General features: G+C 70.7%; 16 protein-coding genes and 1 pseudogene. 8 read left to right on the top strand and 9 right to left on the bottom strand.

Annotated elements, in window-relative coordinates; genetic code table 11:
- Positions 1 to 83: 83 nt before the first annotated feature.
- Positions 84 to 1,064 (bottom strand): DMT family transporter, encoded by a 981-nt coding sequence (locus V1457_RS25150; protein ID WP_338597292.1) that lies wholly within the window; start codon positions 1,062 to 1,064, stop codon positions 84 to 86.
- A 73-nt stretch (positions 1,065 to 1,137) separates the two neighbouring features.
- On the opposite strand from V1457_RS25150, the gene V1457_RS25145 reads away from it, so the two are divergent.
- A complete protein-coding gene (locus V1457_RS25145; protein WP_338597290.1) occupies positions 1,138 to 2,046 on the top strand; it encodes a LysR family transcriptional regulator in 909 nt (302 codons plus the stop codon).
- Positions 2,047 to 2,184: 138 nt separating this feature from the next.
- On the top strand, positions 2,185 to 4,092 hold the full coding sequence (locus V1457_RS25140) for an FAD-dependent monooxygenase (RefSeq protein ID WP_338597288.1): 1,908 nt from the start codon (positions 2,185 to 2,187) through the stop codon (positions 4,090 to 4,092).
- Between the two features lie 93 nt (positions 4,093 to 4,185).
- On the opposite strand, the gene V1457_RS25135 is transcribed toward V1457_RS25140, so the two are convergent.
- Positions 4,186 to 5,427: a glycerol-3-phosphate dehydrogenase/oxidase gene (locus V1457_RS25135; RefSeq protein WP_338597286.1), complete on the bottom strand. Its 1,242-nt coding sequence runs from the start codon at positions 5,425 to 5,427 to the stop codon at positions 4,186 to 4,188.
- Here V1457_RS25135 and V1457_RS25130 point away from each other — a divergent pair.
- Both V1457_RS25130 and V1457_RS25125 read left to right on the top strand, forming a co-directional pair.
- Positions 5,423 to 5,569, top strand: a pseudogene (locus V1457_RS25130) (FAD-linked oxidase C-terminal domain-containing protein); the annotation flags it as partial. The gene V1457_RS25135 and the pseudogene V1457_RS25130 overlap by 5 nt on opposite strands.
- Complete coding sequence (locus V1457_RS25125) at positions 5,566 to 6,450, top strand: diacylglycerol kinase (protein WP_338597284.1); 885 nt, start codon at positions 5,566 to 5,568, stop codon at positions 6,448 to 6,450. The pseudogene V1457_RS25130 and the gene V1457_RS25125, both read left to right, overlap by 4 nt.
- A gap of 60 nt (positions 6,451 to 6,510) precedes the next feature.
- Here the strand turns inward: V1457_RS25125 and V1457_RS25120 are convergent, their stop codons facing one another.
- Complete coding sequence (locus V1457_RS25120) at positions 6,511 to 7,266, bottom strand: alpha/beta hydrolase (RefSeq protein ID WP_338605117.1); 756 nt, start codon at positions 7,264 to 7,266, stop codon at positions 6,511 to 6,513.
- An 80-nt stretch (positions 7,267 to 7,346) separates the two neighbouring features.
- Here V1457_RS25120 and V1457_RS25115 point away from each other — a divergent pair, with 80 nt between their 5' ends.
- The gene (locus V1457_RS25115; protein WP_338597282.1) at positions 7,347 to 9,707 is read left to right on the top strand and encodes a cytochrome P450/oxidoreductase; all 2,361 of its coding nucleotides are present in this window, start codon (positions 7,347 to 7,349) and stop codon (positions 9,705 to 9,707) included.
- A gap of 206 nt (positions 9,708 to 9,913) precedes the next feature.
- Here the strand turns inward: V1457_RS25115 and V1457_RS25110 are convergent, their stop codons facing one another.
- The 5 genes from V1457_RS25110 to V1457_RS25090 form a co-directional block, all read right to left on the bottom strand.
- On the bottom strand, positions 9,914 to 10,996 hold the full coding sequence (locus V1457_RS25110) for a beta family protein (protein ID WP_338597280.1): 1,083 nt from the start codon (positions 10,994 to 10,996) through the stop codon (positions 9,914 to 9,916).
- Positions 10,997 to 11,213: 217 nt separating this feature from the next.
- Entirely contained in the window at positions 11,214 to 11,516 is a 303-nt protein-coding gene (locus V1457_RS25105; RefSeq protein WP_200072875.1) for an antibiotic biosynthesis monooxygenase, read from the bottom strand.
- 80 nt (positions 11,517 to 11,596) lie between these two features.
- On the bottom strand, positions 11,597 to 12,028 hold the full coding sequence (locus V1457_RS25100; RefSeq protein ID WP_200072874.1) for a DUF2871 domain-containing protein: 432 nt from the start codon (positions 12,026 to 12,028) through the stop codon (positions 11,597 to 11,599).
- Between the two features lie 16 nt (positions 12,029 to 12,044).
- Positions 12,045 to 12,746 carry an ABC transporter ATP-binding protein gene (locus V1457_RS25095; protein ID WP_338597276.1) on the bottom strand — a complete coding sequence of 234 codons (702 nt, stop codon included), beginning with the start codon at positions 12,744 to 12,746 and terminating at the stop codon, positions 12,045 to 12,047.
- Positions 12,747 to 12,782: 36 nt separating this feature from the next.
- Positions 12,783 to 13,853, bottom strand: a complete 1,071-nt coding sequence (locus tag V1457_RS25090) for an ABC transporter permease (protein ID WP_338605115.1) — start codon at positions 13,851 to 13,853, stop codon at positions 12,783 to 12,785.
- A gap of 195 nt (positions 13,854 to 14,048) precedes the next feature.
- On the opposite strand from V1457_RS25090, the gene V1457_RS25085 reads away from it, so the two are divergent.
- From V1457_RS25085 to prcB, 3 genes are all read left to right on the top strand, one after another.
- Positions 14,049 to 15,233: a sensor histidine kinase gene (locus tag V1457_RS25085; protein ID WP_407074722.1), complete on the top strand. Its 1,185-nt coding sequence runs from the start codon at positions 14,049 to 14,051 to the stop codon at positions 15,231 to 15,233.
- Entirely contained in the window at positions 15,230 to 15,856 is a 627-nt protein-coding gene (locus tag V1457_RS25080; RefSeq protein ID WP_338597274.1) for a response regulator transcription factor, read from the top strand. Before V1457_RS25085 ends, V1457_RS25080 begins: the two co-directional genes overlap by 4 nt.
- A 94-nt stretch (positions 15,857 to 15,950) precedes the next feature.
- Positions 15,951 to 16,733, top strand: coding sequence for a proteasome subunit beta (prcB, locus tag V1457_RS25075; protein WP_338597272.1), 783 nt, complete (start codon positions 15,951 to 15,953; stop codon positions 16,731 to 16,733).
- Here prcB and V1457_RS25070 read toward each other — a convergent pair.
- Positions 16,702 to 17,817 carry an NAD/NADP octopine/nopaline dehydrogenase family protein gene (locus V1457_RS25070; protein WP_338597270.1) on the bottom strand — a complete coding sequence of 372 codons (1,116 nt, stop codon included), beginning with the start codon at positions 17,815 to 17,817 and terminating at the stop codon, positions 16,702 to 16,704. The genes prcB and V1457_RS25070 overlap by 32 nt on opposite strands.
- Between the last annotated feature and the right edge of the window lie 49 nt (positions 17,818 to 17,866).

Raw genomic sequence — 17,866 nt, 5'->3', positions numbered from 1 at the left:
GGCGCGGTCGGCGGAACAGGCGCGGTGGCGCGGAAATCCGTCCGGCCGAGCGAGATGCGCTGCCGACCTTCGTCCTGCAGGCCCTAGCCGCAGGAGGACTCCTGAACCGCGTCCTCGCGCGCGGCTTCCGGTTTCCGCGCCCGCCGCCTGCCCGCGGCGCGCGATCCGCCGAGCGCGGTGACCCACACCGTGACCAGGACCGCCGCGCATCCCGCGAGCTGCGTCGCGGTCGGAACCTCGTCCAGCACGACGGCTCCGAGCAGCGCCGCGCCGATCGGCTGCAACAGCAGCAGGGTCGACGACAGCGCCGGATCGAGCCGCGGCAGGCCGTAGCCGACGAGCAGCCAGCCGATCGCCTGGCCGAACAGGGCGACCAGCGCGAGGCACAACCACGACTCCGGGCCGAGGTCGAACGCGATCCCGGAGGTGGCGGTGCCGACGACACCGGACATCACCGCCGCCGCTGCCGTCGCCAGGAAGACGGGAGTCGCGAAGTGCCGAGGTGCCCGCACCCCGCAGCGCTGGCCGAAGTAGAGGTAACCGGAGTAGGCGAGCGCGGCCGCCAGCGACAGCAGCGTGCCGCGCACCGCGTTGCCACCCGCAGGCCCAGGCCCGACGACGCCGCCCGCCAGCGCCACCCCCACCAGCAGGATCGGGATCGCCGCGACGAACCGCCGTGCCGGCCGCACCCCGGCGACCGCCCACATGACCAGGGGGAACAGCACCACCTGCATGTTGACCAGCACGGTGGCGATTCCCGCGCCGACATCGGCGATGCTCACGTTCCACATCAGGTAGTCGATCCCGAGGAAAGACCCGCCCAGCAGCGCCATGCCCACGACGGGCAGCTCCGGGAGCCCGTGCCGCAGGACATCGCGGAGCACGAACGGAGCGAGCGGGATCAGCGCGAGCGCGCACCGGTAGAACGCGGCGGTCGGCGCCGAGACGTCGGCGAGCGTGATCAGCACCGCCGACACCGACAGCGACGCGGCTCCGAGCGCGACCCACAACGCGGGAACGCGGTTCGGGCTTGCGGCAGACGTCTTCCCCTCGTGCACAGTCACGCTTCCACCCTGACGACGCAGTCAGCGCAGCACAACTTAGTCTTTGTGCCGGTATTCGATTAGGTTGGGTTACATGTTGAACTGGGAGCGGCTCCGCGTCCTGGCCGCGATCGCCGAGCACGGCTCGATCGGAGCGGCCGCGGCGACCCTGCACGTCACCGGTCCCGCCGTCACGCAGCAGATCCGCAAGCTGGAGCGCGAGACCCGATCCGTGCTGCTCGAACCGGACGGCCGCGGCGTGCGGCTGACCACGGCCGGTCACCTCGCGGCGGAGGCGGCGCAGCGCGTCGCGCGCACCGTCAGCGAGACCGAGCACTCGCTGGCCACGTTGCACGGCCGCGTGGTGGGTCCGTTGCGGATCGGAGCCATCAACAGCACGTTCGGCCTGCTGCTCGGCCCGGCGTTGCGGCTGGTCGCCGAGCGGCACCCGGAACTGGCGCCGAGCGCGCGCAGCGGCGAGGCGGTCGACATGGTCCCGCTGCTGCGCAGCCGCGAGCTCGACGTCGTGCTCGTGGAGAACTGGTCCACGCTGCAAGTGCGGGTGCCGCCGCGCGTCCGGATGGAGCCGCTCGTGGTGCACGACGTGCACTTGGCCGTGAGCGCGCAGCACCCCTTGGCCGATTGCGAGACAGTCGCCCTCGATCAGCTGCACGACGAGCTGTGGACGGCGTGCAGACCCGGCACCGACCACCACGACGCGCAGAACCAAGCCATGCGGCGCTGCGGCATCGAACCGGAGGTCAGGTTCGTCGTGGACGACTTCCAGACGCAGATGACGCTGGTCGCGGGCGGGCTCGCCGTCACGCTGGTACCGCGGCCCGCGGTGGAGGGCTATCCCGGTGTGCGCCTCGTTCCGGTCACCCCGGCGCTGACCCGCACCATCGCGTTCGCCACGCGGGAAGGCGCCGTCCCGCCGGGAGTGGGAGCGCTGGCGGCCGCGCTGCACGAGGTCGCCGAGGAGGTTCCCGGGCGGCGTCCGTGATGCGCCGAAGGGTTCTCCATGGCAGAACAACCTGTTCCGGCAGGGCGTAGCGGACGCACGATGGAGGTTGTCAGCCCGCGGGCCCGGCGCCGTCCACCTTGGACGGCGGGGAGTCCGATGCGCGGAGGAGCCAGTTCAGTGCAGTTCTACCTCAACGGCTACAAGCCCGGGGATCCGTTCGTCGCGGAACCCCACCCGGCGCTGTCCGAACGTCCGGCGGGCCTGCCGGACACGGCCGACGTCGTGATCATCGGTGCCGGCCCGGCCGGGCTGCTGCTGGCGGCCCAGCTCGCCGAGTTCCCCGAGATCCACACCGTGCTCGTCGACCGGCGGGACGGGCCGCTCGAGGTCGGCCAGGCCGACGGCGTCGCGTGCCGCACGGTGGAGATCTTCGAGGCGTTCGGGTTGGCCGACCGGCTCATCCACGAGGGCTACCAGGTCAACGAGGTGACCTTCTGGCGGCCCGATCCGGCCGACGGCGCATCGATCACGCGCACCGGGCGGGTCGAAGACGTCGAGGACGACCTCTCCGAGATGCCGCACATGATCGTCAACCAGGCGCGGATGCTGACCTACCTGCGCGAGCACATGCGCCGCAGCGCCACCCGCGCCGAGCCGTTCCACGGCCTGCACGCCGGCGACGTGCAGGTCGACAACTCCGCCGAGCACCCGGTTACGGTTACGCTGCAGCACGTCGAAGGCGCCGAACCGACCGGCGAGACCTCGACGATCAACGCCCGCTACGTCGTCGGTTGCGACGGTTCGCGCAGCGCCACCAGGCAGGCCATCGGCCGCAGCCTCGAAGGCGATGCGACGAACCAGGTTTGGGGCGTGCTGGACGTTCTCGCCGTCACCGATTTCCCGGACATCCGGCTGAAATCCGTGATCAACTCGCGGGAGGGCGGCATCCTGGTCATCCCGCGCGAGGGCGGCCACCTCGTGCGGCTCTACATCGAGCTGGACAACGACCGCGACGCCGAGATGCTGCGAAATCGCAGTGTGACGCCGGAAAAGCTCGCCGCGGTGGCGAATCGGATCCTGCACCCGTACACCCTCGACGTGCAGCACGTGGGTTGGTGGGCGGTCTACGAGGTCGGACAGCGCCTCTGCGACCGCTTCGACGACGTCCCCGACGAGGCGGACGACGACAGGCTGCCCCGGGTTTTCATCGCGGGCGACGCCTGCCACACGCACAGCGCGAAGGCCGGGCAGGGCATGAACGTCTCGATGGCCGACGCCTGGAACCTCGGGTGGAAACTCGCGACCGTGCTGCGCGGGACCTCGCGCCCCGAGGTGTTGCGCACCTACTCCGAGGAGCGCCAACAGGTCGCGCAGGAACTCATCGATTTCGACCGCGAGTTCGCCGCGCTGTTCAGCGCCCGGCCGGACGGGCAGGACGCCGATCCGGCGCGGTTCCAGCGCTACTTCCGCGAGCAGGGCCGGTTCACCGCCGGGGTCGCGGTGCGCTACGAGTCGTCCGTGCTCACCGCGCTACCCGCTCATCAGGACTTGGCCGACGGCTTCCGGATCGGGACGCGGTTGCATTCCGCGCCGGTCGTGCGGCTGGCGGACGCGAAGCCGATGCACCTCGGCCACGCGGCCCGCGCGGACGGCGCCTGGCGCGCCTACGTGTTCGCGGATCGCGCGCACCCGGGCGGGTCCGGCTCCCGATTCCGCGCCCTGACCGGGTTTCTGGCCGCGGAGAACTCGCCGATCGCCCGGTTCACCCCGCCCGGCGCCGAGCCCGACTCGGTGATCGACGTCCGGGCGGTGCTCCAACAGGGGCATCGCGATGTCACCGTGGCGGACCTGCCGCCGGTCCTGCTGCCGCGGAAGGGGCCGTTCGGGCTCGTCGACTACGAGAAGGTCTTCTGCCCCGATCCGGCTGCCGACATCTTCGAGCTGCGCGGCGTGGACCGGGAACGCGGGGCCGTCGTGCTCGTCCGGCCGGACCAGTACGTCGCGAACGTGCTGCCGCTCGACGCGCACCAAGAACTGGTCGAGTTCCTCCGCGGATCACTGGTCGAGGCCGGACGCAGCACCTGATTTCCGCTCGTGCGGCGCGGTTTTCCGGGTTTTCCCGGAGCGGTGCCGCTAGCTTGCGGCGAGTTCCTGAGCAACCGGCACCGCGCACTGCCGCTACTCGGCGAGCGCTTCCTCCGCCGCAGGCACCGCTCGCGCCCGGTCCGCCTCGACCAGCCCGATCCGGGTCCGCCGGTCGAGGAGGTCCGCGGCGTCGAGCGCGCCTTCGTGCCGCACGGCGTAGCGCAGTTCGGCGGGCGTGACGTCGAGCCCGTCGACGGGTTCGAGCAACCGCGCGTCACCTTCCGCCTCCGCGACGACCGCAGCCGCTTCCGTGCCGTAGCGGGCGATCAACCGCGGCGAAGGGTCCACTCTGGACAGACCTGCGGGCGTCGCCGCGCCGATGAGCGGCAGGTTCCGGGTGCGGCACGGCCGAGCGGGCAGCTGCGCCGCGTCGACGGCGTCCTGCGCCATCTTCCGGTAGGTCGTCAGCTTGCCGCCCACCACGCTGATCGTCCCGTTCGACCCGGTCAGCACCGCGTGGTCGCGGGAGAGGTCCGAGCTCTCGCCCTCGCCGCCGCTGTCCAGCAGCGGACGCAGCCCGGAGTAGGTGCCCAGCACGTCGGTTTCGCGGATCGGCCGGGCCAGCGCGGAGTTGATCGTGTCGAGCAGGAACTCGACCTCGTGCGGGGAGGAGCTGGGAACGTCCGGGATCGGACCGTTCTGCTCCTCGTCGGTGAGCCCGACGTAGACCCTGCCGGAACCGGCGGGCAGGGCGAACACGAAGCGGTTCGTGGTCCCGGGCACCGGCACCGTCAGCCCCGCGTCCAGGCCGCCGAACGCCGAGTCGGGCACCACGAGGTGGGTACCCCTGCTCGGGCGCAATCGCAGCTCGGGCGTGACCTCGCCGGTCCACACGCCGGCCGCGTTGATCACCGCGCGCGCCTTGAGCTGCGTCGTCTCGCCGGTGCGCTGATCGCGCAGCACCGCACCGTCACCGGTGACCTGCTCGGCTGCGCAGCGGGTGAGCACCCGCGCACCGTAGGCCGCTGCGGTGCGCGCGAGCCCGACGACCAGCCGGGCGTCGTCGCAGAGCTGCCCATCCCAGGACAGCAGCCCGCCCCGCAGCCGGTCGGGCCGGACGGTGGGCACCATCCGCCGCACCTCGGCTCCGGAGGCGCGCCGCGGCGCGGGCAGGGTCGCGCTCGACGTGCCGGAGCCGCGGCGGAGCAGATCGCCCGCCAGGAACCCGAGCCCGGTGAGCGCCGCCTGCTTCGCCGCGACACCGGGAATCAGCGGTACGAGCTGCGGCAGCGCACGCACCAGGTGCGGCGCGGTGAGCGCCTCGTCGGCCACCATCACCCACCACCACGCGGTGGGGCTGGACCACCGGGAATGGATGGCCGACGAGGTCGGCGAACTCGGCCTGGAAGTGCTGCGCGCCGTGAAGTCCACTGTGGACCCATCCGGTGTGCTCAACCCCGGCAAGCTGATCCCGTGATCAGCGACGTCAGCCTGCTGGTCAATCCGAACTCCGGGCGATCCCGCGGTGCGGCCGCAGCACTGCGGGCACTGCGGTACCTGCGTGCCCGCGGGATTGCGGTGACCACGCTGATGGGCAAGGACGCGGCCGAGTCCGCGGCGCTGGCGCACCGGGCCGTCGCCGCGGGCACCGGCGCACTCGTGGCGTGCGGCGGTGACGGACTCGTCAACATCGCATTGCAGGCGGTGGCGGGAACTTCCACGCCGTTCGGAGTGATCCCGGCGGGAACCGGCAACGACCACGCGCGGATGCTGGGAATTCCGCGGCACGACCCCGTCGCCGCCGCCCGGGTGGTGGCGACCGGCGCGGTGCGCCCGATCGATCTGGGACGAGCCGGGGACCGCTGGTTCGGCACTGTTCTCGCGGGCGGTTTCGACGCCAAGGTCACCGAACGCACCAACCGGCTGCGGTGGCCGCGCGGCAAGCTGCGCTACAACCTCGCGGTGCTGATCGAACTCATCGCGCTGCGCCCCCGCGACTACGTGCTCGAACTGGACGACCGGCGGATGGCGGTGCCCGCGATGCTGGTGGCGGTCGGCAACGGTGCGACCTACGGCGGCGGGATGCGGATCTGCCCGCACGCGGACCAAACCGACGGCTTGCTCGACGTCACCGTCATCGAGCATCGGCGGCTCATCGAGCTCGTGCGCCTGCTGCCTGCGATCTACACCGGAGAACACGTCGAGCACCCGCAGGTGACGACTTATCGCGCCGTCCGCGTGCGACTGTCCACTACGGACATCGTCGGTCACGCCGACGGTGAACCGTTCGCGCCGCTGCCGGTCACCTGCGAATGCGTGCCCGCAGCCGCCCGCGCGATCGTGCCGGTGCCGGAGTGAATTCGTTGCGCATGAACGGTTTCCGCCAGGCGGTGCCGCACCGAGCTTGCCGGTGCGGCTTCACCCGGCCGCGTCCCGCAGGAATTCCTCGATGACTTCCGCGGTCCGCTCGGGAACCTCCTCGGCGGCGTAGTGGCCCGCGTCCGCGAACTCGATCAGGTCGAAGTGCGGGTACCACTGCCCGAACGTGGACCGGATCAGCTCGGCGTGCACGGCAGGATCGTTGCGGCCGATGAGCACCTTTACGGGCACCCGGGCGCCGTTGATCTCGGAGTGGAAGTCGGTGCTGGCCCAAGCTTCCAGATAAGCGGACACCGCCGGGACTTCGCTGTTGCGCACCGAGTGCTCGACCATGGCGTCCAGCTGCCGCGGTTCGAGCCTGCCGCCGGTGGTGAAGTCGATGATCTGGCGCCGCACCTCCGCGCTGTCCGCGGCCGAACGGAACAGTTCCCACGTGGCGTCGTCGAACGGTATGCCGCTCGCCGGAACCGGCGAGATGCCGAACATGGCGCGGACCCGCTCCGGCGCGTCGGCGTAGACCCGCTGCATCACGCTGCCACCCATGGAGTGGCCGAGCAGGCAGAAGCGTTCCAGCCCGAGCTCGTCGGCGAACTCCAGCACGTCCGCGGCCGCTTCCGCGATGGTGAAGCGGCCGGATGAACCGGCCCGTGAGCCGTACCCGCGGAAGTCCATGAAGTGGTAACCGAACTGCGAGTTCTCCAAGTGGGCCGCCAGCGGCTGCCACGCGGTCGCCGACCCGAACCACCCGTGCAGTCCGATGACGGCGCGCCCGTCGTTGCCGGAATCCTGAGACATTTCGTCCACGGCACCTCCATGTGCGTCCCGGTCCATACAATTGTTGCCGTGCGCACACCCGCTGGATAGGTGTTGAAGACATGCAGATCGATGAATCCAGCCCCAGCGAAAACGGCGGAACGGACAGCCGGACCGCCACCCAGTGCCCGTTCGCACAGCCACCACCGGTGCCGCCGGACGACGGCTGCTCCGCGCAGGCGCGCTCGTTCGACCCGTTCGGCGAGGACTACCAGCAGGACCCGCCGGGATCGCTGCGCTGGTCGCGCGCCGAAGAGCCGGTGTTCTACAGCCCTGTTCTGGGCTATTGGGTGGTCACCCGCTACGCGGACGTCAAGGCGATCTTCCAGGACAACATCCGGTTCTCCCCGTCGATCGCGCTGGAGAAGATCACGCCGGTCTCCGCGGAAGCCACCGAGGTGCTGCGCCGCCACGACTACGCCATGGCCCGCACGCTGGTGAACGAGGACGAACCGGCGCACATGCCGCGTCGCCGGGCGTTGATGGAGCCGTTCACCGCAGCCGCGCTGGCTCAGCAAGAGCCCGTGGTGCGCCGCCTGGTCCGCGAGCGCGTCGACCGCTTCATCGACACCGGCGAGGCGGACCTGGTCGACGAACTGCTCTACGAGGTTCCGCTGACGGTCGCGTTGCACTTTCTCGGCGTGCCCGAGGAGGACATGGACAAGCTCCGCGAGTACTCCGTGGCGCACACCGTCAACACCTGGGGACGGCCCACTCCCGAGCAGCAGGTCGCGGTGGCCGACACGGTCGGCAAGTTCTGGCAGTACGCGGGCGAGGTGCTGGAGAAGCTGCGCAAGGACCCGTCCGGACCGGGATGGATGCCCTACGCCATCCGGATGCAGCGGCGGCTGCCCGAGGTCATCACCGACTCCTACCTGCACTCGATCATGATGGCCGGGATCGTCGCCGCGCACGAGACCACCGCGCACGCCGCGGCGAACGCGTTCCGGCTGCTGCTGGAAAACCGCGGCGCGTGGCGGGAGATCTGCGCCGACCCCGCGCTCATCCCGAACACCGTGGAGGAATGCCTGCGCCATTCCGGTTCGGTCGCCGCCTGGCGCCGCATCACGACCGCGCGGACCCGGATCGGCGACGTGACCGTTCCCGAAGGCGCCAAGCTGCTGATCGTCAACTCCTCGGCCAACCACGACGAGCGGCACTTCCACGACCCCGACGAGGTGGACATCCGGCGGGAGAACGCGCGAGATCACCTCACCTTCGGCTACGGCAGCCACCAGTGCATGGGCAAGAACCTCGCCCGGATGGAACTGCAGATCTTCCTGGAGGAGATCACCACCCGGCTGCCGCACCTGGAACTCGTTCCCGATCAGCGGTTCCACTACCTGCCCAACACCTCCTTCCGCGGTCCGGAGCACGTCCGGGTGCGGTGGGATCCGCGAGACAACCCCGAGCGCGCGAATCCCGGAACGGCCCGCAATTCGCGGCCGGTGACGATCGGCGAACCGCCCCGGCGCACCATCACGCGGCCCGTCAAGGTGGAATCGATCGAGCAAGCCGCCGCGGGCATCGCGCGGATCACGCTCGTCGACACCAGGGCGGAACCGCTGCCTTCGTGGTCACCCGGCGCGCATGTGGACATCGAGCTGAACGGGATGTCCCGGCAGTACTCGTTGTGCGGCGATCCCGCGGACCGCACGCGGTACCAGATCGCGGTTTTCCGCGAACCCGGCGGCCGCGGAGGATCGGAGTACGTCCACGACCGGCTCCGCGTCGGCGACCAGCTGAACCTGCGCGGCCCCCGCAACAACTTCAAGCTCGAACCGGATGCCGGGCACTACGTGTTCATCGCGGGAGGCATCGGCATCACGCCGATCATCGCGATGGCCGATGCGGCGCTGCGCGCGGGCAGCGACTACGAAATCCACTACTGCGGCAGATCAGCCGGTGCCATGGTGCTGCTGGCCCGGCTCATCCGCGATCACGGGAATCGGCTCACCGTGCACTGCTCGGACCAGGGCGGGCGGTTGAACGTCGACGAACTGCTCGCCGATCCGCGCGAGGACACCCAGATCTACGCTTGCGGCCCGCAACGGCTGCTCGCCGCGCTCGAAACGGCGACCGCCCGTTGGCCGCAGAACGCTTTGCGCGTGGAGCGATTCGAGGCCGATCGGGGTGCGCTCGATCCCGCCCACGAGCACGCCTTCGACGTCGAACTCGCGGAATCCGGCCGCACCGTCCGAGTGGCCGCCGACCGCTCGGTGCTCGCCGCGCTGCGCGAGGCCGATGTCGACGTACCCAGCGATTGCGAGCAGGGCTTGTGCGGCACTTGCGAGCTGCCGGTGCGCGACGGCGAGGTCGATCACCGCGACCACGTGCTCACCCGGACCGAACGCCGCCGCAACGACAAGATGATGACGTGCTGCTCACGGGCCCGCGGCGCGAAGCTGACCCTCGAACTGTGAGAGCTCGCGGCTTTCCAAGCCCCTCGCGGCGAGCACGACCAACGGCCCGGTGTCGGTGATCTCGGCCGGTTCAGTGCGGGTGTTCATCGCGCCGCTGCGCAGCCCCGCGACCTACCGGGGCAGCCGGAGCACGGCTGTATACCGCGCTGCATTTCGGCATTGCATGTCAGCGGTGCGCAGCGATAGCTCCGCGCAGCGGACGCGGTTCAGCTCGCGTCCATGTCCCTGGACAGGTGCGCCAGGTGATGCGAGGTGGCCAGCGCGATCCACTTGTCCGCACGGCCGATCGGAATGGCCGGGTCCTCCCGGCAGGAGTACAGCTTCTCGTCACCCCAGGAGAAGCTCGGCCCGGCGAATTCCGGCCGCCGCACGAGTTCTTCGGCGACATCCCGGAAGAACCGCTCGGCAGCGCCGGTCGGCAAGGCGCGGCCGTTGCGGTCCGGGACGTGGCGTGCGAACGAGAGCACGCCTCCGGGGACGGTGTAGTGCAGGTAGGGGTTCGGGGCGCCCGAGCCCTTCTTCTTCGACCTCGGGACGGGGTGGACGACGCCGTAGTCGCCGTAGCGCAGGGAGCCGTCGCAGTCGGCCCGTGCGCTCTTCCAAAGCCGGATCTCGGTTCGTTCGCGGGTGCGCGTGTCGAAGCCGGTTCGCTCCTTCGGGATCGAGCCGCCCAGCACCGTGATCGACGCGCAGCCGTGGCGAGCGTTCAATCCGGTGATGTTCTTGCCCAGGGCCTCGACGCGGTGGTCCGGGACGGATGGCAGGTAGCCCTCGTCGAAGACCAGGTGCAGGTCCTCCACCCCGATTCGCAGCGCGGTGGCGATTCGCTCGATCCGCGCCCACGGCTCGACATCGGCCGGTGCTGCGCGTCGCGCGCGCACCACCACGGGACGGGGTTTGTGCTGGAGGAACTCGCGCATCGCGCGGAGTCGCCGGTCGTCGGCATCGGCCGCGACGACCGGGAGCAGGATCGGCTCGTCGTGGCCCGGAATCATCTCTTGGATGATCTCGTCGAGAACGCCGTCGAAATCGGTGAGCACCGGGGCGGGCGTGCTCGCGGCGGCATTACCGGCGGGCAGCCAGGTGGTGTCGAGCCATACCGGGTTGCCCTCCGCGACCGCGTCCACGGCGACGTTCAGGACCTGCTTGCCGATCGGGGCCTCCGGCAGCACGCCCGGCAGGAGTTCGATCATGACCTGGACGTGCGTGGCGGGTTCGTTGGACACGGCCTCCAGCTCGCCCGACTTGCTCTTGATCGCGAGCACCGGCCTGGTGGCAGGTCTCGGCACGCGGCAAGCACCCCCAACGCCGACGCCGGGCCCCGATCGCCCGTGCGGTTCCGCGGGTGGTTCGTTGTCGGGTCTTCCGCAGAATTGCAGTCGGTGGACGTCGGTGACCAGCGACTGAACGAGTGGTCGTCGGGTTCGGGTGCGCAGCGCCGGTGCGCAATGATGCCGTGCCTCAGCGGCGGGCCGCCCCGTTTCGGATCGGGGCGGCCCCGCGGACTCAGAGCACCTCGACGGACTCGAAGGTCTCCACCTGGTTCGAGGTGATGTTCCGGACCATGCCGCTGTTGCGCGCGTGCGCCTGCTTGAACGAATCGGAATCGACCCAGGCGCGGAAATGCGCTTCGGTGTCGAATTCGTTGATCGAGAGGTATGGCTCGCCGGCGGCGGCTGGGCGCAGCAGGGTGCTGCGCCGCAGGCCCGGAACTCCGGGCAGGTATTTGCGCATGTTGCCGGTGAACTGCTCCTCGAAATCCTGCGCTTTGTCCGGCGGCACGTGCAGCCGGTTGGTGGCGTAGAACATCGTCATTCTCCTTTGCGGGAGTGGGGAAATATGCCGGTCTGATCGTGCTGAGTCGCCGATTGGGAATTCGCGTGGCCGGGTCACCCGGGCGTCGACGCGGACTCGGCCCGTCCGCCGATCGCGCGGCCGTGCAAGTTGATGAACAGGAACACCAGGCCCGCGGTCAGCAGGATGTGCCCGAGCCCGGCGATTCCGGACACGGCCGCACCGGTCGTCCCGCCGAGAACGGTCGACGTGCCGTGGTAGACCAGAACACCGGTCGTGACGACCAGCCCCGCGTTGTAGAACCAGAAGAACGGGGCGAACCACCGGTTCGCGCTGAGTCGGAACGTCCGTTCCAGTACCAGCACGATGAGGAAGAACAGCATTCCCAGCGCGAGCAGGTGCGTGTGCACCACACTGAGCTGAGTTTCCCCGGTGAATCCGTGCGCCTTGGCGATTTCGCGGTAGTACACCCCGGCCACCAGACCGAGGATCATGTAGGTGAGTGCGGCGTAGTAGGATTTCTTCATCTCGTTTCCCGGATGTTCAGCGAGTGTGCAGGGCCGTCGCGGCCGTTTCCGGGGCGAACACGCGCCCGTCGACCACCTCCACGAGGTCGTCGACCTCGCCCAGGCACGCCCGGTCGTGGGTGACGAGCACGGTCGCGGCTCCCGTGCGGTGGGTCAGCTCGAGCAGCAGCTCGATCACGGCCGCTCCGCGCTCGTGATCGAGCGCGCTGGTGGGCTCGTCGACCAGCAGCACCGCCGGGTCGTTGGCCAGGGCTCGGGCGATGTTGACCCGCTGGCGCTGCCCGCCGGAGAGCTGGTGCGGACGGCGGTGCGCGTGGTCGGCCAGCCCGACCGCGTCGAGCAGTTCGCGGGCGTGCCCCCGCGCGGCGCGCGGGGAGCGGCCGTCGAGGTGCGCCATCACCTCGATCTGCTCGGCGGCGGTCAGCGAGTCCAGCAGGTTCGGCTGCTGGAAGATCATCCCGATGCGGCCGCGCCGCAGCGCCGCGCGCCCGGCCGCGCCGAGACCGGTGGCGGCGGTGCCGTCGATGACGACCGAGCCGGAGTCCGGCGTGATCAGGGTGGCGGCGACGGCCAGCAGGCTCGACTTGCCGGAACCGGACGGCCCGGCCACGGCGGTGACGGTGCCGCTGGGCACGTCGAGGGAAACCCGGTCCAGCGCGGTGATGTACCCGTCGCCGTCGGGGTAGGTCAGGGTGATGCCGGAAAGGTGCAGGCTCATGGGTCTGAGATCTCCTCGGAGGTCGGGATGCGCGGGTCAGCGGGAAGCGCCGAGCGCGATGAGCGGGTCGACCGCGGTGATGCGGCGCAGCGAGAGGGCGGCGCCGAGCGCGCCGAGCACGATCATCACCACGGCGGGCAGCAGCACGGTTCCCGCGTCGAGCACGAACGGCACGGTTCCCGCGGCCAGCGCTCCGAGACCGGCGGCGATCGCGGTGCCCAGCGCCGTGCCGCCGACCAGCAGGATCAAGGCCTGGCCCAGCGCGTCGCGCAGCAGATAGCCGGTGGTCGCGCCGAGCGCCTTGAGCACCGCGACGTCGCGGCTGCGCTGGATGGTCCAGACGGTGAAGAACGCTCCCACCACCAACGCGGCGATCACGAACAGGAACGCCTGCATCGTCTGCAGCGAAGCGTTCTCCGAGGAGTAGGACCCGATCGCCGCCAGCGAATCCGAACGCGACAGGGTGTGGGTGCCCAGCCGGGCGTCGGTCGCCGCCAGCGGAACCTGCCCGCTGGTGCTCAGCGCGACGACGGTGGCGTGCTCGTCGGAACCGCCGGGCGCGAGGCGCTGCCAATCGGCGAGGCCGGTCCAGATCACCGGCGTGTGGCTGAACGATGCGTCTCCGGCGACACCGCCGACTCGCAGCCGCTGGCCGTTGAGAGTCACTTCGTCGCCGGGACGCGCGTCGAGATCCTCGGCCGCGCCCGCGGACAGCACCGCCGATCCCGGCGCGATCTCCTGCGGCGCCACCGGAGCCCCGGGCTGCACGCCGAACACCGAGGCCGCGGCAGCGCGGTCACCCGCGTTGGCCTTGCCGGTGGTGATGCCCACCGGATCGGCGCGATCCACCCCGGGAACCGCCGCCCACTCCTGCCAGTCCCGTGCAGCGACGGCTGACTCGGTGAACGACGGGTCGTCGCCCTGCGCGGGCGCCGAGAAAGCGATGTGGTCGGCGGGCAGCTCCGCGATGGCGGAGGTGCTTTCCCTGCCCAGGCCCGCGGTGAGCCCGGACAGCATCCCGACCAGCAAGGTCATCAGCACCACGACGGTGCCCATGAGGGCGAATCGCCCCTTGGCGAAACGCAGGTCCCTCCACGCCACGAACACGATCTTCATCCACCTTCCGGGACGACGCTGATGAGTAGTGCGATTGCCTCGACCACGCTTCCAAGCCGGGCGGGCCGGGCAATCGCACGCGGGCATCGTTCGCGCAGTTCAGAAGGTGCGGCCGGAAATCAACCTTTCGGTTGATGCCGCCGGTCGCGCGGCGCCTACGGTGGGGGTGTTGTGCATCCAGAAACGTTGACCCGGCCGCTGCGGATCCTGCGGGTGTGCCTGCACCTGCTGATGGCCGCCCTGCTCGTGCTGGCCGCGCTGCGCGGCGCGCTGGGCGGTGCGCCCTACGCCACGGCGATCAGCCTCGCGGCGGTGGCGATGGGCGCGGTCTACGCGGCGGGCCCGGCGCTGCCGCGCATCCGCCGCTCACCGCGCGCCGCCGCCGGGTGGCTGGGGGTGCTGGCCATCGCCTGGCTGGTGCTGCTCGCGCTGACACCGGACGGCGTGTGGCTGGCGTTCCCGCTGTTCTTGCTGCAACTGCACCTGCTGCCGCTGCGCGCGGGGGTGAGCGCGGTCGCGGCGAGCACCCTGCTCGCGATCGGCGGGTTCGCCTGGCACGCGGGCCGGTTCAGCCCCGCGGCCGCGATCGGCCCGATCATCGGTGCCGCCGTCTCGGTCGCCACCGTGCTGGCCTACCAGGCGCTGTACCGCGAGAGCGAGCATCGGCGGCGGCTGCTCGACGAGCTGGAAACCGCGCGCAACGACCTCGCCGAAGCCGAACGAACCGCGGGTGTGCTCGAAGAGCGCGGGAGGCTGGCCCGCGAGATCCACGACACCCTCGCCCAAGGCCTGTCCAGCATCCAGCTGCTGCTGCGCGCCGCGGAACGCTCGCTGCCGGAGGGCGCCGCCGCGGAGCACGTCACCCGCGCCAGGCGGACCGCGCAGGACAACCTCGCCGAAGCGCGCCGCTTCGTGCACGACCTGACCCCGCCGGCCCTCGACGACGAGCCGCTGCCCGCGGCGTTGCGGCGGCTGTGCGCGAACACCACCGAGCGCGCGGGACTGCCCGTGGAGTTCCACCTCAGCGGCACGCCGATCACCGTCGCCACCCCGATCGAGGCCGCTCTGCTGCGCATCGCGCAATCCGCGGTGGCCAACACCGTCGCGCACGCGCGAGCGACGCACGTCGCGGTCACGCTCACGTACATGGACGACTCGATCACCCTCGACGTCCTCGACGACGGGACCGGTTTCGACCCGGCGGCCGCGGCCGCCGAGTCGGCTTCCGCTGAGTCCGGTTTCGGCCTGGCCGGGATGCGTGCGCGCACCGCGGACCTCGGCGGCACCCTGGCGGTCGAATCCGAGCCGGGTCGCGGGACCGCACTGGCCGCGGCTTTCCCGCTGCACGGCCGCAAGGAGGTGCCGCGGTGACCGAGCCGATCCGGCTGCTGCTGGCCGACGACCACCCCGTCGTGCGGGCGGGCCTGCGCGCGGTCCTGGACACCGAGCCCGACTTCGAGGTCACCGCCGAGGCCGACGACGCCGAACGCGCGATCGGACTCGCCGGAACGGTCGACGTGGTGCTGATGGACCTGCGGTTCGGCGCCGGAATGCACGGCAGCGACGCCACCGCCGCGATCACGGCCCGCCCGGAGCCGCCGCGGGTGCTCGTGCTGACCACCTACGACACCGACGCCGACATCCTCGCCGCCATCGAAGCCGGCGCCACCGGGTACCTGCTCAAGGACGCCCCGCCGGAGGAGCTGACCGCGGCCGTGCGCGCCGCCGCGGCGGGCCGCTCGGCACTCGCGCCGACGGTCGCCGACCGGCTCGTGCACCGCATGCGGCGACCCGGCACGTCGCTGTCGCGCCGCGAACTCGATGTGCTCCAGCTGCTCGCGGACGGCTTGTCGAACGCGGAGATCAGCCGCCGCCTGTACCTGAGCCAAGCCACCGTGAAGACGCACCTGGTGCACATCTACGACAAGCTCGGCGTCGAATCCCGCACCGCGGCCCTGGCCGCCGCGCAAGCGCGCGGGCTCATCCGCAGGTGAGGCCCGCGACGACCACGACTGCTAGCGCGAGCGTGCGGCATCTGGAACGCTACGACCGGTGATCTTGCCGTGTTCGATGGGAAGGAGCGATGACTTGACGTCCCAGTCGCCCGTGCCGGGATCGGTGGAAGCCGTGTGGGGACATCGCAGCTCCTCGTTCGCCGAACTGCTGCGCGGCTGCGCGCCGTACGCGCTGCCGCAAGCGGCCCCCGGCGCCGAGCAGGTGCACGGCACGACCATCTTCGCGGTGCGCTACCGGGACGGTGTGCTGGTCGCCGGTGACCGCCGGGCCACCATGGGCAACCTCATCGCGCAGCGCGATCTCCGCAAGCTCGAACCCGCCGATCACGCGTCCTGCCTCGCCTTCGCGGGCACCGTCGGAGTGGGCAAGGAGATGGTGCAGCTGTTCCAGGTGGAGCTGGAGCACTTCGAGAAGATCGAACACGCCGAACTCAGCTTCCCGGCCAAGGTCAACCGGGTATCGGCCATGGTCCGCGCGAACCTGCCGCAGCTCGAGCTGAACCTGGTGGCCACCCCGTTGTTCGCCGGCTGGGACCGGATACGGCAGCAGGCCCGGATCTACACCTTCGACATCACCGGCGCACCGGCGGAGGAGAAGTACTACGGCGGCGCCGGTTCGGGCTGGTTCTTCGCCAGGGGAGCGCTGAAGAAGCTGCACGATCCGGAGATGGACCGGGCGAGCGTCGTCCGGGTGGCGCTGCAAGCCTTGTTCGACGCGGCCGACGACGACAGCGCAACCGGAGGCCCGGACTCCGTCCGAGCCATCTACCCCACCCTCGCGCTGATCACCGCAGACGGCTACGAAGAGGTTCCGGCCGACGAGATCACTCCGCACCTGCCGAACTTGACCGTCTGAGGGCCTGCTGGTCGCCGTTGCGGAACGCGGCCCTGATCCGCTCGACATCGGCACCTTGCAGTCCCAGCAGATCCGCGGTCCGCCCCTCGGCCACCCAGTCGCGACCGCACAGCACGCTGCCGAGCCGGACGAACGAGTCGGTCAGCGGCAGCGACAAGCCGATCTGCTGCGCCAGCGAATTCCAGATGACCAGTCCGAACGGGATGTCCTCGGTGAAGTACCGGTGCGTGAGGGAGTCCGGCTCGGGGAAGGCCTGCCGTCCGTAGCCCTGCTCGATGCGCTCCACGTAGCTGCCCTCGGTCACCCCGTAGGAAGTCTCGAGGAAGTCCCAGAAGCTGCCCGCGGTCACGCCGAGCTCTCGCGCCAGCGCGAGCCGTTCCAGGTCCAGCTCGTGGATGACCTCGGCGACCCGCGGAGTGACGAGGGTGTGCTGGGCGAGTCCCGCGGCGTCCTCCACCGTCTTGATGTTCAGCACCGCCGGCGGGACGTGGTAGATCGCGTTGCAGTTGGCCAGTCCCACCGACAACGTGTCGCCGTCCCCGACGTACCGGTCACCGAAGTAGGGCCGGAGACGCTCGCGTGCCGCGTCGACCGATCCGCCGGGGATGCTCGCGAGGTGCACCGACTGCTTGATGGCGCCGACGTACACCTGCGCCGGACCGCGCAGCCGGCACGTGTAGAGGCTGGTCGCGGTCTCGGCGATCAGGCACGGTTTCCGCTCGCTGCGGGCGAAGTGCCGGGTCAGCTCGAGGCTGCTGCCGAGGGTGCTGGGCTGGAACAGGACGACCTGGCCGGGCTCCAGCAGCTCGGCGAGCTGTTCCGAGAGGCTCGCCTGCGCGAAGGCGGGTACCGCCACCACCACGACGTCCGCGCCGCGCACGGCTGCTGCGAGGTTCGTGGTCAGCAGACCGGGCAGCCCGTGCCCGGTGAGCTCGCCGGTCAGCTCGATCCCGCCGGCGGCGCGGACGGCGTCGAAATCCGCCTCCCACGGCGAGAACAGCCGGACGTCGTGCTCCAGCACCGCCATGTGCCCGGCGATCGCCTGGCCGACGTTGCCCGCCCCGACGATTGCGATCGTTCCCAACACTGGTTCCTTTCGAGAGAGCTTCCCGAGCGCGTCCCGCCCGGGTCCG

It is taken from the genome of Saccharopolyspora sp. SCSIO 74807, assembly GCF_037023755.1.
Taxonomy (GTDB): Bacteria; Actinomycetota; Actinomycetes; order Mycobacteriales; family Pseudonocardiaceae; genus Saccharopolyspora_C; species Saccharopolyspora_C galaxeae.
Note: the sequence above shows the minus strand (reverse complement) of the source record. Positions and strands in the feature narration are given on the sequence as shown.

What these genes read in the sequence shown, in the direction of transcription:
- V1457_RS25105 (WP_200072875.1), bottom strand. Translation starts at nt 11,516, where the DNA reads ATGTTCTACGCCACCAACCGGCTGCACGTGCCGCCGGACAAAGCGCAG.
- V1457_RS25145 (WP_338597290.1), top strand. Translation starts at nt 1,138, where the DNA reads ATGTTGAACTGGGAGCGGCTCCGCGTCCTGGCCGCGATCGCCGAGCAC.
- V1457_RS25095 (WP_338597276.1), bottom strand. Translation starts at nt 12,746, where the DNA reads ATGAGCCTGCACCTTTCCGGCATCACCCTGACCTACCCCGACGGCGAC.
- V1457_RS25100 (WP_200072874.1), bottom strand. Translation starts at nt 12,028, where the DNA reads ATGAAGAAATCCTACTACGCCGCACTCACCTACATGATCCTCGGTCTG.
- V1457_RS25135 (WP_338597286.1), bottom strand. Translation starts at nt 5,427, where the DNA reads ATGGTGGCCGACGAGGCGCTCACCGCGCCGCACCTGGTGCGTGCGCTG.
- V1457_RS25115 (WP_338597282.1), top strand. Translation starts at nt 7,347, where the DNA reads ATGCAGATCGATGAATCCAGCCCCAGCGAAAACGGCGGAACGGACAGC.
- V1457_RS25120 (WP_338605117.1), bottom strand. Translation starts at nt 7,266, where the DNA reads ATGTCTCAGGATTCCGGCAACGACGGGCGCGCCGTCATCGGACTGCAC.